Origin of the sequence: Pseudoflavonifractor sp. An176 (assembly GCF_002160435.1) — a bacterium.
GTDB classification, from domain to species: Bacteria; Bacillota; Clostridia; order Oscillospirales; family Oscillospiraceae; genus Enterenecus; species Enterenecus faecium.
The window spans coordinates 1-13,738 of sequence record NZ_NFKO01000012.1; the positions used below are offsets into that span (position 1 = coordinate 1).

13 protein-coding genes are annotated in these 13,738 nt (G+C 60.8%); 1 reads left to right on the plus strand and 12 read right to left on the minus strand.

What is annotated here, in order from left to right; genetic code table 11:
- Positions 1-872: 872 nt before the first annotated feature.
- From aspS to B5F12_RS06930, 12 genes are all read right to left on the minus strand, one after another.
- Entirely contained in the window at positions 873-2,651 is a 1,779-nt protein-coding gene (aspS, locus tag B5F12_RS06875; protein WP_087232302.1) for an aspartate--tRNA ligase, read from the minus strand.
- Between the two features lie 44 nt (positions 2,652-2,695).
- Positions 2,696-4,066: a histidine--tRNA ligase gene (hisS, locus tag B5F12_RS06880; RefSeq protein ID WP_087232305.1), complete on the minus strand. Its 1,371-nt coding sequence runs from the start codon at positions 4,064-4,066 to the stop codon at positions 2,696-2,698.
- 202 nt (positions 4,067-4,268) lie between these two features.
- A complete protein-coding gene (locus tag B5F12_RS06885) occupies positions 4,269-4,682 on the minus strand; it encodes a methylglyoxal synthase (RefSeq protein ID WP_087232307.1) in 414 nt (137 codons plus the stop codon).
- Positions 4,683-4,708: 26 nt separating this feature from the next.
- Positions 4,709-5,443, minus strand: coding sequence for an AAA family ATPase (locus tag B5F12_RS06890; RefSeq protein ID WP_087232310.1), 735 nt, complete (start codon positions 5,441-5,443; stop codon positions 4,709-4,711).
- A gap of 149 nt (positions 5,444-5,592) precedes the next feature.
- Positions 5,593-6,303, minus strand: a complete 711-nt coding sequence (gene rsmG, locus B5F12_RS06895; protein ID WP_087232313.1) for a 16S rRNA (guanine(527)-N(7))-methyltransferase RsmG — start codon at positions 6,301-6,303, stop codon at positions 5,593-5,595.
- 14 nt (positions 6,304-6,317) lie between these two features.
- A complete protein-coding gene (locus B5F12_RS06900; protein WP_087232316.1) occupies positions 6,318-6,644 on the minus strand; it encodes a hypothetical protein in 327 nt (108 codons plus the stop codon).
- Positions 6,644-7,027 (minus strand): large-conductance mechanosensitive channel protein MscL, encoded by a 384-nt coding sequence (mscL, locus tag B5F12_RS06905; protein ID WP_087232319.1) that lies wholly within the window; start codon positions 7,025-7,027, stop codon positions 6,644-6,646. The genes B5F12_RS06900 and mscL overlap by 1 nt, the downstream gene beginning before the upstream one ends.
- A gap of 23 nt (positions 7,028-7,050) precedes the next feature.
- Positions 7,051-8,352, minus strand: a complete 1,302-nt coding sequence (gene serS / locus B5F12_RS06910; RefSeq protein WP_087232322.1) for a serine--tRNA ligase — start codon at positions 8,350-8,352, stop codon at positions 7,051-7,053.
- A gap of 201 nt (positions 8,353-8,553) precedes the next feature.
- On the minus strand, positions 8,554-9,438 hold the full coding sequence (locus tag B5F12_RS06915) for a ParB/RepB/Spo0J family partition protein (protein ID WP_087232325.1): 885 nt from the start codon (positions 9,436-9,438) through the stop codon (positions 8,554-8,556).
- A 48-nt stretch (positions 9,439-9,486) separates the two neighbouring features.
- The gene (locus tag B5F12_RS06920) at positions 9,487-10,245 is read right to left on the minus strand and encodes an AAA family ATPase (RefSeq protein WP_087232328.1); all 759 of its coding nucleotides are present in this window, start codon (positions 10,243-10,245) and stop codon (positions 9,487-9,489) included.
- Positions 10,246-11,108: 863 nt separating this feature from the next.
- On the minus strand, positions 11,109-11,906 hold the full coding sequence (locus B5F12_RS06925) for a ParB/RepB/Spo0J family partition protein (protein WP_087232331.1): 798 nt from the start codon (positions 11,904-11,906) through the stop codon (positions 11,109-11,111).
- A 113-nt stretch (positions 11,907-12,019) separates the two neighbouring features.
- Entirely contained in the window at positions 12,020-12,871 is an 852-nt protein-coding gene (locus tag B5F12_RS06930) for a YitT family protein (protein WP_087232333.1), read from the minus strand.
- 242 nt (positions 12,872-13,113) lie between these two features.
- On the opposite strand from B5F12_RS06930, the gene B5F12_RS06935 reads away from it, so the two are divergent.
- Positions 13,114-13,686 (plus strand): xanthine phosphoribosyltransferase, encoded by a 573-nt coding sequence (locus tag B5F12_RS06935; RefSeq protein ID WP_087232336.1) that lies wholly within the window; start codon positions 13,114-13,116, stop codon positions 13,684-13,686.
- Positions 13,687-13,738 lie beyond the last annotated feature (52 nt).

A 13,738-nucleotide genomic window follows, 5' to 3' on the forward strand; every position in this document is an offset into this window, starting at 1 on the left:
AGTATCCCTCGCCTCGCCCCTGAGAGGCGGGGCAAGTCTCGCTCACGCCGTCGCACCTCCTCACCCCACCAAACCCGCTTGCGCTGGGCTTTGGCGGGGGCCCCGTAAAAGCCACCAGCTCCCTTTACACAAGGGAGGCTTTTTTTCCTGAATAAGCACACAAGGCCCGGAGCATGTGCTCCGGGCTTTGTTCATGGTAAAAAGAAAGGCTTTGCTCTTCGATCATTTTCAGGCGCAAGTTTGCTCCCCTGGCGAGGGGAGGCGCGCTCCGCTGGGGTGACTTTCTGCCGCCAGAAAGTCACCAAAGACCGCCAAAGGCGGGGCCTTCCCCCGCCTTGTGGAATCCACCCCGCGGTACGGGGTGTCCCTGCGTTATCCTTGTTTCGGCCCTTAGCCTGGTGGGGTCACATAGATGGCTTGCCGTTCTATGGTTTGGATTCACTTCTCTGTTCCTGCGTCCTTCTACTGCCAGGGCCTTACCCTGGTGAGCCGCTGTTTCCAGCTAACGGGGGCCTGGTTCCCGGCGGTGGAAACGCCGCACACCGGGGTGAGGCCCTGGAAACAGGGGCACCGTCTCACAGAGAAGGAAATGCGTTCCATAGACTTGCCGGGCCATCTATGTGACCCCACCAGGGCCAGGGCCGGCCATAGGATTGACGCAGTTCCAGCCTCGTACCCCAAGGGGGGTACTTAGGGGGGAACGCCCTAAGCGGGTTTTGGTTTCTTTTGCCCGCTCAAAAGAAACCCCCAGCGGGGAGCGTCCCCACCAGGCTGGCAAGCCGGAACCTGGGCGGTTAGACGATCAATTTCTCTTGATTCGTAAAAACAAATTGGCCGGAGAAAAGCACCTGCTTTTCTCCGGCCAAAGGTTTTTATTCTTCTTCCTGCTTGACGCAGACGATGTTCAGCTCGTCCAGCTGCTTGGGGTCCACGAAGGAGGGGGCGCCCATCATCAGGTCCTGGGCGTTCTTGTTCATGGGGAAGGGGATGATCTCCCGGATGGAGTCCTCACCGGCCAGCAGCATCACCATGCGGTCCACACCGGGGGCGATGCCTGCGTGGGGGGGAGCGCCATAGGTGAAGGCGTTGTACATGGCGGGGAACTTGCTCTTCACGTCGTCCTCGCCCAGACGCACCAGCTGGAAGGCCTCCAGCATGATCTCGGGGTCGTGGTTTCGCACGGCGCCGGAGGACAGCTCCACGCCGTTGCACACCAGGTCGTACTGGTAGGCGGTGATGGTCAGGGGGTCCACCTCGCCGGCAGCGGCCTTTTTCAGGATCTCCAGGCCGCCGTTGGGCATGGAGAAGGGGTTGTGGCAGAACTCCAGCAGCCCGGACTCCTCGCCAATTTCGTACATGGGGAAGTCCACAATCCAGCAGAACTCGTAGCGCTCACGATCCATGTGGTTGGGGCAGAAGTTGCCCAGCTTGGAGCGGAGCACACCGGCGGTCTTCTGGGCGGTGAGCAGTTTGCCTGCAGTCAGACCCACAAAGCAGCCGGGGGTGAGGCCCAGAGCCTCCACCACAGCCTCCTTGATGGGCTGGACGAACTTGGCGATGCCGCCCACGATCTCGCCCTTCTCATCGTAGCGGAACCAGTAGGCCTTCTCGCCGGACTGCACTTCCACCTGGTTGCACAGACCGTCGATCTGCTTGCGGGTGCCCACAAAATCGGTGACCACAATGGCCTTGACGGTGTTGCCCTCGAAGGGACCAAAGCCGCAGCCAGCCAGGACTTCGGTGGCGTCGGTGAGGGTCAGGTCAATGCGCAGGTCGGGCTTGTCGGAGCCGTACTTGTCCATGGCCTCCAGGAAGGGGATGCGGGTGAAGGGGGCCTGAGAGGCCACGTGGTAGGTGCCGTACTTGGCGAAGATGGGGGGCAGCACACGCTCCAGAACGGCGAACACGTCCTCCTGGTTGGCAAAGGCCATCTCCATATCCAGCTGGTAGAACTCGCCGGGGGAGCGGTCGCCACGGGCGTCCTCGTCCCGGAAGCAGGGGGCAATCTGGAAGTAACGGTCAAAGCCGGAGGCCATGAGCAGCTGCTTGAACTGCTGGGGCGCCTGGGGCAGCGCGTAGAACTTGCCGGGGTGCTTGCGGCTGGGCACCAGGTAGTCCCGGGCGCCCTCGGGGGAGGAGGCGGTCAGAATGGGGGTGGTGATCTCCATAAAGCCCTCAGCGGTCATGGCCTGGCGCAGGGCGGACACCACGTTGCAGCGCAGGATGATGTTGTTTTTCACCTCAGGGTTGCGCAGGTCCAGATAGCGGTACTTCAGACGCTGGGTCTCGTCCGCCTCCCGGCTGCGGCTAATCGGGAAGGGCAGCTCGTTGTGGCGGCAGCGGCCCAGCACGGTGATGGCGGAGGGCACCACCTCAATGTCGCCGGTGGGCAGCTTGGGGTTCTTGCTGTCGCGCTCCCGGACAACGCCGGTGACCTGGAGGGTGGACTCCTTGTTCAGGTCCTTGACGATGGCCATCATCTCGGCGGTCTCGATGACCACCTGGGTGGTGCCGTAGAAGTCACGCAGCACCACAAAGGCCAGATTCTGGCCCACCTCACGGACGTTTTCTAGGAAGCCAGCCAGAGTGACGGTCTGGCCGACCTGCTCCATGCGCAGTTCCCCACAGGTGTGGGTACGGGATTGAACCATGTGAAATCAACTCCAAAATGTATAATAGATATAAAATATTACAATTAGTGCTCAGGTTCCTGGATGGGGTCAATGCCAGCCACCCGTTCGGCCAGGTCGTTGGCAATGGTGTCCACCGCCTGGTCCACGGGCAGGGTCTCCTGCTGGCCGGTGGTCATGTCCTTGACGGACACGGCATTCTTGGAGATCTCGTCGTCCCCCAGGAAGGCCACATAGGGCACGCCGATCTTGTCGGCGTAGGTCATCTTCTGCTTGAACTTCTTCTGCTCGGTGTACAGCTGGGCCCGCACGCCCGCCTGGCGCAGCTGGGTGGCAAAGGAGATGGCGGGGGCCAGGTCCTCGGTCATGGGCAGGATGAGCACGTCGGCGGGGGCAGTGACCATCTCCTCGTTGAGGTAGCCCTGGTCCTCCAGGACAAAGAACAGGCGGGTCAGGCCAATGGAGATGCCCACGCCGGGCAGCTGCTTGTCGGTGTAGTACTCGGCCAGGTTGTCGTAGCGGCCGCCGGAGCAGATGGAGCCGATCTCCGGATGGTCCAGCATGGTGGTCTCGTACACGGTGCCGGTGTAGTAGTCCAGGCCACGGGCAATGGTCAGATCCACGGCAAAGTGGGTCTGGGGCACGCCGAAGGCGGAGAGGTACTTGACGACAGTGGTAAGCTCGTCCAGGCCCTGGTCGAACAGCTCGTGGCGACCACGGTAGCCCTCCAGAGCGGTGAGCACCTGGTCGTTGTCGCCCTGGATGGCGATGAACTTGAGAATCTCGTCGGCCTGCTCACTCGTGATGCCGATGTCCTCGCCGGTGAGGAGGGCGGCCACCTTCTCAGGGCCGATCTTCTCCAGCTTGTCCACGGTGCGCATGATGTCCCCGGACTTCTCGGTGAGGCCCAGCATGGCATAGAAGCCGTTGAGAATCTTCCGGTTGTTCACCCGAATCTGGAACCGCTTGAGGCCCAGAGAGGTGAAGGTCTGATAGATGATGGAGGGGATTTCCGCCTCGTTGACGATGTCCAGCTTGCCGTCGCCAATGATGTCGATGTCCGCCTGATAGAATTCACGGAAGCGGCCCCGCTGGGCGCGCTCGCCCCGGTACACCTTGCCGATCTGGAAGCGGCGGAAGGGGAAGGCCAGATCTCCATAGTGGAGGGCCACGTACTTGGCCAGGGGCACAGTGAGGTCAAAGCGGAGAGACAGGTCGGTGTCGCCCTTTAAAAAGCGGTAAATCTGCTTCTCGGTCTCGCCGCCGGCCTTGGCCAGCAGCACCTCGCTGGCCTCGATGACGGGGGTGTCCAGGGGGGTGAAGCCGTAGAGGGAATAGGAGCGGCGCAGCAGCTCCACCATGCGGTCAAACTGCACCTGACGCTGGGGGAGCAGTTCCATAAACCCAGAGAGGGTGCGGGGTTTTTGTTTTGCCATGTGAATCGGACTCCTTACAGCTAGAATAGGGGGGAACGTGTCCTGCCTGGGGTCCCATAGCATGCCGTAGGGGAGGGGCTTGCCCCTCCCGCAATCAGGCGCAACCAGGGACGGGAGGGGCAAGCCCCTCCCCTACCACGGGAAAAGGAGACGTTTCGCAAAGGAAAGAGGTGTTGCCGAGGCAACACCTCCGAACATGAGTTTACACTTTGAGCGGGGTAGAGGGTTTGATCAGCTCACGCCAGTTCAGGTCGCCCCGGGCCAGGCCGTGGATGAGCATCTCGGCGGTGGCGGCGTTGGTGGCAATGGGCACATTGTTCTGGTCGCACAGGCGGGTGATATAGTGCAGGTCCTGGTCCAGATCCTCCGCATTGGGGTCATTGAAAAACAGCACCATGTCAATTTCGTTGTAGGCGATGCGGGCGCCGATCTGTTGGGCGCCGCCGTGAGCATGGGCCATAAACAGCTGGACGGGCAGTCCGGTGGCCTCAGCCACCAGGCGGCCGGTGCGGCTGGTGGCGCACACGGTATGTTTGGAGAGGATGCCGCAGTAGGCGATGCAGAACTGCACCATCAGCTCCTTTTTGTTGTCGTGACTCATCAGAGCAATGTTCATGGGAATCCTTCCTTTCTTGTGGGGGCTCAGCGGATGTGCAACAGGGGCACCCGCTGGCCAAGCAGGCGTTTGGCAATATTGAGATAAGCTGGTGCAGCGCCCTTGTAGGTCTTCAACACCAGAGGGACACTCTGAGCCGCCGCCAGGGTAACTTGGGGGTCCTCCGGCACCATGCCCAGCAGGGGCAGTCCGGCGGTGTCCATGGCGACGTCAATGGTGGTGCGCAGCTTGCCGATCATGCGGGGCTCTACCCGGTTGACCACCAGGTGGATATCCTCAATCTGGCCCATGAGCTTGGTCACCGCCCGCTGGGCATCCCGCAGGGCGGCGGGCTCGGTGGCAGAGACCACAATGGCACGGTCCGCGGCGTACATGGCCAGCTGGAATCCGTCTCCCAGTCCTGCCGGAGAGTCCAGAAAGATGAAGTCGTAGTAGTCCCGGGCCTCGTCAATCACGTCCCGAAAGCCCTTCAAATCCAGGTTGATGAGGGACAGGGGGGCGGTGAGGAGAAAGAGACCTCGAATTTGGGGGTGCTCTGCCGCTGCGGTGAGCAGGGGACAGCGATGCTCCATCACGTCGGAGAAGTCCATCACGGCCCGGTCGGACATGCCCAGGGCAATGTCCAGATTGCGCAGACCCACGTCCACGTCAATGCACAGCACCCGACGGCCTAAGGCGGCCAGACATGAGGCGACGCCGGCAGTGAGGGCGGTTTTACCCGTTCCGCCCTTTCCAGATGTGACCATTACCGATGTTCCCATGCCTTAGCCTCCTCCACAACAAGAAAATCATATCATGAATTGTCTCATACCGCAAGTTTTTTGTAAACAAATTGAATGAAAGTGCAGCTTCCTGGGGTGCGCCGCACCCCAGGTCCTGCATTCTTCATTCTTCATTTTTCGTTCTTCATTTATAAGGGCGTCTTCTGCATCTTCGCCCAACGCCTCGGATACTTGGCGGGGCAGGGGGCCACCTTCTCCACCACCACCACCCGGTGGGTGATGTCCGTGTGGGGAATCCGGTAGTCGTAGCAGCCTTTGAGCACGCCGCCCAGGGTGGGGATGGCACGGGCCGCCCGGTCCAGCTCCTCCTGGCACTCCGGGCCCTTCATGGCCAGGAAACGGCCCCCCACCTTCACAAAGGGCAGGCACATCTCGCACAGGAGCCTCAGGTCCGCCACCGCCCGGGCGGTGGCAAAGTCAAACTGCTCCCGGAGGTCGGGGTCTTGCCCCGCCTCCTCGGCCCGGGCGTGGAGGGTGGTGACCCCCTCCAGATCCAGCTCCTCCGCCACCGTCTCCAGCCAGGAAAGCCGCTTTTGCAGCCCGTCCAGCAGAGTGAGGGACAGGGTAGGGCAGAGGGTTTTCAGCACCATGCCGGGGAAGCCCGCCCCGGTGCCCACGTCAATGAGCTTGGCATGCTCCAGCCGCCCACAGTTTAAAAGGGGCGCACAGTCCAGCATGTGCAGGGTGGCCACGTCAAAGGGCTGGGTGATGGCGGTGAGGTTCATCACCTGATTTTGTTCCATTAATAAATTACCATACTTTGCCAGCTTGGCCGCCGCATCCGCCGGGTAGGCGGGGAGGTCCAGCTGGGCAAGGCCGGTGGAAATGAGAGATTCCATGGGCGCGTGCTCCTTTACAGGGGTGTGGTGACGTTGGCGATGAGGGCGGGCACGCCCAGCCAAAGCCCCAGCACCACCGCCACCAGGCACACTACACAGATGAGAATGGTGCCCACCAGGCCGCCGGGGGCGGTACCCTGGCGCTGGCGGTGGACGGCGATGAAGGGCACGCCAATTCCCACGGGCACCACCAGCAGGGGGGCGGTGCCGGGGAGGGTGCGGGCGGTGGCGATGGTGTAGGTGATCAGGGCAATGAGCATGAGCATGTACCCAATGCCAATCCAGGCCGCCACCCGCTTTTCAAAGGAGGCGGGGGTGTAGCTGGGTTCTTGCTCCTCCATTACTTGCCCTCCTTCAGCAGATCGCGGATCTCGGTGAGCAGCAGCTCCTCCTGGGAGGGCTTGGGAGCGGGGGCGGCCTCCTCCTTTTTCCGGTGGAGGCGGTTGAAGGCCTTGACGATGCAGAACACGGCGAAGGCCATGATGATGAAGTTGAGCACCGCCTCAATGAAGCTGCCGTAGGCAATGGTGGCGGAGCCCAGGGTGAGGGTCAGATCGGAGAAGGACACCCGATTGACCAGCAGCCCCAGCAGGGGCATGAGAATGTCGTTGGTGAGGGAGTCGGTGATGGACTTGAAGGCGCCGCCGATGATGACGCCCACCGCCAGGTCCAGCACGTTGCCCCGGTTCAAGAAGGTCTTGAATTCCCGAATAAAGGCTTTCATCTGTAGTTACCTCGTATTGTATCTCAGTGCTTGGGGGTGAGCACGGCGGTGCCGCCCATGTAGGGGCGCAGAGGCTCGGGGATGGTGACGGAGCCGTCGGCCTGGAGGTTGTTTTCCAGGAAGGCGATGAGCATCCGGGGAGGAGCCACCACGGTGTTGTTCAGGGTGTGGGGCAGGTACATGCCGTTCTCCCCCTTGACCCGCATCTTCAGGCGGCGGGCCTGAGCGTCGCCCAGGTTGGAGCAGGAGCACACCTCGAAGTACTTCTGCTGACGGGGGGACCAGGCCTCGATGTCGCAGGACTTCACCTTCAGGTCGGCCAGGTCGCCGGAGCAGCACTCCAGCTGACGGACGGGGATGTCCAGGGAGCGGAACAGCTCCACGGAGTAGCGCCACATTTTCTCGTACCACTCCATGGACTCCTCAGGCTTGCACACCACCACCATCTCCTGCTTCTCGAACTGGTGGATGCGGTACACGCCGCGCTCCTCAATGCCGTGGGCGCCCTTCTCCTTGCGGAAGCAGGGGGAGTAGGAGGTGAGGGTGTAGGGCAGGGAGGACTCGGGGATGATCTGGTCGATGAACTTGCCAATCATGGAGTGCTCGCTGGTGCCGATGAGGTACAGGTCCTCGCCCTCAATCTTGTACATCATGGCGTCCATCTCGGTCTGGCTCATGACGCCCTCCACCACGTTGCCGTGGATCATGAAGGGGGGCACGCAGTAGGTGAAGCCCTTGTTGATCATGAAGTCCCGGGCGTAGGCCAGCACAGCGGAGTGCAGGCGGGCAATGTCGCCCATGAGGTAATAGAAGCCGTTGCCGGACACGCGGCCAGCGGAGTCCAGGTCAATGCCGTCAAAGGACTCCATGATGGCGGTGTGGTAGGGCACCTCGAAGTCGGGGGTGGCGGGCTCGCCGAACCGCTCCACCTCCACGTTGAACTCGTCGCTCTCGCCGATGGGCACGGAGGGGTCAATGATGTTGGGGATCTTCAGCAGGATGGAGCGAATCTCCACCGCCAGCTTGCCCTCCAGCTCCTCCAGCTCGGCCAGGCGGTCGGCGTTGGCCTTCACCTGGGCCTTGACGGCCTCGGCCTCCTCCAGCTTGGAGGGGTCCTTCTTGGCCTGGCCCATGAGCATGCCGATCTGCTTGGACAGGGAGTTGCGGGAGGCGCGCAGGTTGTTGGCCTCGGTCATGGCGTCCCGGTTCTGGCGGTCCAGCTCAATGACCTGGTCCACCAGGGGCAGCTTGGCGTCCTGGAACTTCTTCTTGATGTTCTCTTTGACAACCTCGGGGTTTTCCCGGATAAACTTGATGTCTAACATAATACTGGCTCCTTTATTCGTGTTTCTGGGAGAATATAAATGAAAAATGAATAGTGAATAATGAATAATTATGGTGTGCCGCTGTGCGGCACGGATTACATTTTGGGGCGGTAGGGGAGGGGCTTGCCCCTCCCGAATTTCTCAGAGTAATACCAGAAAACTGGCTGACAGAGCACCCTCAGGGCTTGCATTCTTCATTTTTCATTCTTCGTTCTTCATTGCCTGCGGCAGCTGGCCCAGCTGCTCCAGCAGGTTATTCAGATCGTCCACATTGTAGAACTCCAGCTCCAGACGGCCCTTCTTTTTGCCGCTGGTAATCTTCACCTTGCGGCCCAGATGGCTGGCCAGCTGCTGCTGGGCCTGGTCAATATACATCTGGTTCTCGTTGGTGGGCTTCTCCTTCTTCACCTTGGGCTCCAGGGTGAAGTGCTTGGCGGCGGCCTCCGCCTGACGCACCGACAGCCCCTGTTCGGCAATCCAGGCGCCAAAGGCGGTCTGGGCCTGCTCGCCCTCCACCATGAGCACTGCCCGGCCATGCCCGGCGGACAGGATGCCCTGGGCCAGCTGTTCCCGGACGGCAGGGGGGAGGGAGGTGAGACGCAGGGCGTTGGCAATGGCGGGGCGGGACTTGCCCATCCGCCGGGCCACCTCCTCCTGGGTCAGGCCGTAGTCGGTGAGCAGCACCAGATACCCCTCCGCTTCTTCCATGGGGTTCAGGTCCTCCCGCTGGAGGTTCTCAATGAGGCCCAGCTCCATCACCTTGCGGTCGTCGGCCTCGATGATGACCACCGGCACCTCGGTGAGGCCAGCCTGCTTGGCGGCCCGCCACCGGCGTTCCCCGGCGATGATCTGATAGTATCCGGTGGAGAGACGGCGGACGGTGAGGGGCTGGATGATGCCGTGCTCCCGGATGGAGTCCGCCAGGTCGGCCAGGGACTCCTCGTCAAACCGCTTCCGGGGCTGGTTCAGGCCCGGCTCCACCTGAGAGATGGGCAGCTGTACCGAGCCCGCCTCTTGGGTCTGGAGGGCGGCGTCCCCCATGAGGGCGCCCAGGCCCCGGCCTAAGCCGCCTTTGACTTTTGCCATGTGGCTATCCCTTCCTTTCTATTTCAGTGGGATGTTTCACGTGAAACATCAGGCTTTGTTCTTGTTGTGAAACTCCTCCGCCAGGGCCTCGTAGGCCTCGGCGCCTCGGGACCACTTGTCGTAGGCCAGCACCGGCTTGCCGTGGCTGGGGGCCTCGGACAGGCGCACATTGCGGGGGATGACACTGGCGTACACCTTGCCGGGGAAGTACCGCTTGACCTCCTCCGCCACCTGCATGGACAGGTTGGTGCGCCCGTCGTACATGGTGAGCACCACGCCCTCCAAATCCAGGTTGGGGTTCAGGGAGCGCTTGGCCAGACGCACGGTGTACATCAGATCGCTGAGACCTTCCAGGGCGTAGTACTCGCACTGGACGGGCACCAGCAGGGTGTCGGCGGCGCACAGGGAGTCCAGGGTGAGCAGCTCCAGGGAAGGGGGACAGTCGATGAAGATATAGTCGTAGTTGTCCTTCACTTCCTCCAGGGCGTCCTTGAGCCGGTACTCCCGACGGTCCATGCCGATGAGCTCCACGGTGGCGCCGGACAGGGCCTTGTTGGAGGGCACCACGTCCGCCCAGGTGGTGGACACAATGGCCTTGGACATGGGGGCGTTGCCCAGCAGCACGTCGTACACACTGGGGGAGTGGGACTTGTCCACACCGAACCCGGAGGTGGCGTTGCCCTGGGGGTCGAAGTCGCACACCAGCACCTTGTGGCCCTGTTGACCCAGAGCCGCGGCCAGATTGACACAGGTGGTGGTCTTTCCGACACCGCCTTTTTGGTTAACAATGGCAATGGTTTTTGACATAACACAACCCGCCTTTTTTCATTCAAAGGATAAACAGAACTGAGTTTGATTATACCGTTTTGTGAGGATTTTTTCAACCACCACAGTGTAAGAAAAAATAGGTGTTTCACGTGAAACAAATTGGACTATCTCAGTCGGGTGACTGAGGTAGTCTGTTGTTCTATTTTTCCAAATACAGGCTTGCCAGCCAGGTTTGCTCCGCAGGGTAACTTTCTGACTGGGCAGAAAGTCACCAAAGACCCACCAAAGGCGGGGCCTTCCCCCGCCTTGTGGAATCCACCCCGCGGTACGGAATGCACCTGCGTCCTCCTCTTTGCGGCCCTGGTCCGGGTGGGGTTACATAGATGGCTTGCCGTTCTACAGTTCGTGTTGACTCCTCTGGTAGTACACGCTTCCATTTCCAGGGCCTACCATAGAGAAGCGGCGTTCCCGCCGCCGGGAGTCTGGCTTTCGATAGCTGGGAACAGCGGCTCACCAGGGGAAGGCCCTGGCGGTAGAAGTACCATCCTACAGAGAAGCAGGCACCACCCACAGAATGTCTACGCCATCTATGTGACCTGAACGGTCCAGGGCCGGAGAGAGGAAGGCGCACGTTTCAACCAGTACCCCAGGGAGGTTCTTAGGGGGGAACGCCCTAAGCGATTCTTTCCCCGATTTCTCATCGGGGAGAAATCGGGCCCAGCGGAGCGTCCCCGGCGGGGGCGCAGGTCTGCGCCTAAGACATTGGAGAAGGACAGACTATCAGTCTGTGCCTTTACTAAAATCCGTGCCGCTGGCGGCACACCACAATTTTTCATTCTTCATTTATCATTATTCATTATAATAAAAAGGAACGCCGCCCCGAGCCGGGACGGCGTGTCCTCTTATTCCGCAGGTTTCTGAATGTGAATGGTCACCTTCACCCCATCCTCCACTTCCTCCTTGGTGCACTGGGTGTGCAGCCCTGCCGCCTCCATGAGGTTCACCGAGCGGCGCAGGGTGTTGAAGAATAACCGCACATCCTTAATGCGCAAAATAGGGGAGGGGGGCTGCTTGGTTTTGGTGTCCTGGCACAGCTTGGAGATGTACGCCTCGGACTGGGCCACCGTGAGGTTGTTGCGGACGATGTACTGGGCGGCCTTGCGCTGGTCGTCTCCGTTGTCCAGCTTGAGCAGCGCCCGGGCGTGGCGCTCGGTGAGCTGGGCCTGGCGGAGAATGTCGATGACGTCAGGGGGCAGCTTGAGAAGCCGCAGCTTGTTGGCCACCGCCGACTGGCTCTTGCCCACCCGCCGGGCCACCTCGTCCTGGGACATGTGGTGGAGGGTGATGAGGCGGCGCAGGGCGATGGCCTCTTCCCACACGTCCAGGTTGCGCCGCTGGATGTTCTCCACCAGGGCCAGCAGGGAGGAGGTCTCCTCATCCGTCTGCACCACCAGGCAGGGCACCATGGTCATCCCCGCCATCTGGGCCGCCCGCAGCCGCCGCTCCCCGGAGATGAGCTCCCACTCATTGCCCACCTTCCGCACCGACAGGGGCTGTAAGATACCCAGCTGGACAATGGAGTCGGACAGCTCTTGCAGCTCCGCCTGGGAGAAGATACTCCGGGGCTGGTTGGGGTTGGGGTGGATGCTATCCACGGGCAGGTTGAGCACCTGCCGTTTATCCTTTAAAAAAAGTGCCATTCCTCATCTGCCTCCTGGGGAAACGCAGGTTTCCCTGTATTTTTCCACATTGTAGCACGAAGCTGTGGAAAAATTCTGTCGGAGTCTGGGATGGGGAATGGCACTTGTGAAGGTCAGGCGCGGAGGAAGCCCTTGCCGAAGATCTCGCTGGAGTTGGTGATGAGCATGAAGGCATGGGGGTCCACACTCTTCAGGTGGCGGCGCAGAGCCACCGCCTGGGCCCGGGACAGGGCGGTGAGCACCACCCACTTGTCCTGATGGGAGTAGGCGCCCTCCCCCTTCCAGAAGGTGGCGGAGCGGTGGAGGGTGTGGGTGATGAAGTCGCACACCTCTTCCGGGCAGGAGGTCACCAGAATAAAGCTCTTCTTCCGGTTCAAGGACTCAATCACCGAGTCCACCAGCACGGACTTCAACACCAGGCCCAGCAGGGAGAACAGGCCTGTCTCAATGTCAATCAAAATGAGGGTGGACCCGGCGATCAGTACGTCCACATAGAGCAGGGCCATGCCGATGTCCAAGCTGGTAAATTTTTTCAGTATCATGGCCAGGATATCGGTGCCGCCGGTGGAGCCCTGGGTGTTGAAGAGGATGGCGGAGCCCAGGGCGGGGAGGATGACGCCGAAGAACAGCTCCAGCAGCTTCTCATCGGTGAGGGGGCCGGACAGAGGCACCAGCCACTCCAGCCCAGCCAGCATGCCGGAGAAGAGAAGGGAGCAGTACACGGTGCGCACGCCGAAGCCCCGGTTGAGCACGCCGAAGCCCAGCAGGAGGAAGGCCACGTTGATGACCGAGGCGAACAGGGAGGAGCTGATGGAGGGGAAGATGGAGGAGAGAATGACGGCGATGCCCGTCACGCCTCCGGTGGAAAAGTGATTGGGAAACTTGAAGAAGTAGGTGCCCATGGCCACCAGGGCGGTGCCCAGGGTGAGCAGGGCATATTCGGTCAGGAATTGTTTCACTTTCATCGGCTTCGTACCCCTTTCTCTCTCGTATCATTGGGCGAATTTGGGACCTTTTCTACAATTTGTTGATTACCCTTCTAAAGTGTAAATATTGTACCAGAAATAACACTTGACAACAAGCAAGATATGTGCAAAAAATAGAATGGAACAGCGGAAGTTTTTTTGTTAAAATATCAGGTATCTTATGTTTGTTCCGGGGTGAATTCCCGGGAAATGGACAAGAGAAGAGAGAGGAGCGAAGAGCGGTGAAACGGTTGGAACAGCGCATTCTGGAAGACGGGGTCATGGAGGGCGAAGACGTATTAAAGGTGGACAGCTTCCTCAACCACCAGATGGACGTGGGACTCTTTGCGGAGATGGGCAAGGAGTGGGCACGGCTGTTTGCCGACGACCACGTGACGAAAATCCTCACCATCGAGGCCTCCGGCATTGGCATTGCCTGTGTGGTGGCCCAGCAGTTTGGCGTTCCCGTGCTCTTTGCCAAGAAGAATAAAACCAAGAACATCGCCGGGGAGGTGTACTCCGCCCAGGTGGAGTCCTTCACCCATGGCCGGGTGTATGATATCATCGTGTCCAAGAAGTTTTTGGGCCCCGGGGACCGGGTGCTCCTCATCGACGACTTTTTGGCCAACGGCGCGGCCCTCCAGGGCCTCATCAAGCTGGTGCGGGATTCCGGCGCCACTCTGGTGGGAGCTGGTATTGCGGTGGAGAAGGCCTTCCAGCCCGGGGGCGATCTCATCCGCTCCATGGGGGTGCGGGTGGAGTCTCTGGCCCGCATCAAGGCCATGAGCTCGAAGGGCATTACCTTCTGCGATTAAACGGCTGTGGTAGGGGCCGTGGCTTGCCCGGCCCGCTGTTGCCCAGACCCCT

Excerpts from the sequence above, each read along its gene's own strand:
- B5F12_RS06890 (WP_087232310.1), bottom strand. The coding sequence starts at position 5,443 with ATGGGAACATCGGTAATGGTCACATCTGGAAAGGGCGGAACGGGTAAA.
- B5F12_RS06925 (WP_087232331.1), bottom strand. The coding sequence starts at position 11,906 with ATGGCACTTTTTTTAAAGGATAAACGGCAGGTGCTCAACCTGCCCGTG.
- B5F12_RS06920 (WP_087232328.1), bottom strand. The coding sequence starts at position 10,245 with ATGTCAAAAACCATTGCCATTGTTAACCAAAAAGGCGGTGTCGGAAAG.
- serS (WP_087232322.1), bottom strand. The coding sequence starts at position 8,352 with ATGTTAGACATCAAGTTTATCCGGGAAAACCCCGAGGTTGTCAAAGAG.
- hisS (WP_087232305.1), bottom strand. The coding sequence starts at position 4,066 with ATGGCAAAACAAAAACCCCGCACCCTCTCTGGGTTTATGGAACTGCTC.
- B5F12_RS06900 (WP_087232316.1), bottom strand. The coding sequence starts at position 6,644 with ATGGAGGAGCAAGAACCCAGCTACACCCCCGCCTCCTTTGAAAAGCGG.
- mscL (WP_087232319.1), bottom strand. The coding sequence starts at position 7,027 with ATGAAAGCCTTTATTCGGGAATTCAAGACCTTCTTGAACCGGGGCAAC.
- rsmG (WP_087232313.1), bottom strand. The coding sequence starts at position 6,303 with ATGGAATCTCTCATTTCCACCGGCCTTGCCCAGCTGGACCTCCCCGCC.
- aspS (WP_087232302.1), bottom strand. The coding sequence starts at position 2,651 with ATGGTTCAATCCCGTACCCACACCTGTGGGGAACTGCGCATGGAGCAG.
- B5F12_RS06885 (WP_087232307.1), bottom strand. The coding sequence starts at position 4,682 with ATGAACATTGCTCTGATGAGTCACGACAACAAAAAGGAGCTGATGGTG.
- B5F12_RS06915 (WP_087232325.1), bottom strand. The coding sequence starts at position 9,438 with ATGGCAAAAGTCAAAGGCGGCTTAGGCCGGGGCCTGGGCGCCCTCATG.
- B5F12_RS06930 (WP_087232333.1), bottom strand. The coding sequence starts at position 12,871 with ATGAAAGTGAAACAATTCCTGACCGAATATGCCCTGCTCACCCTGGGC.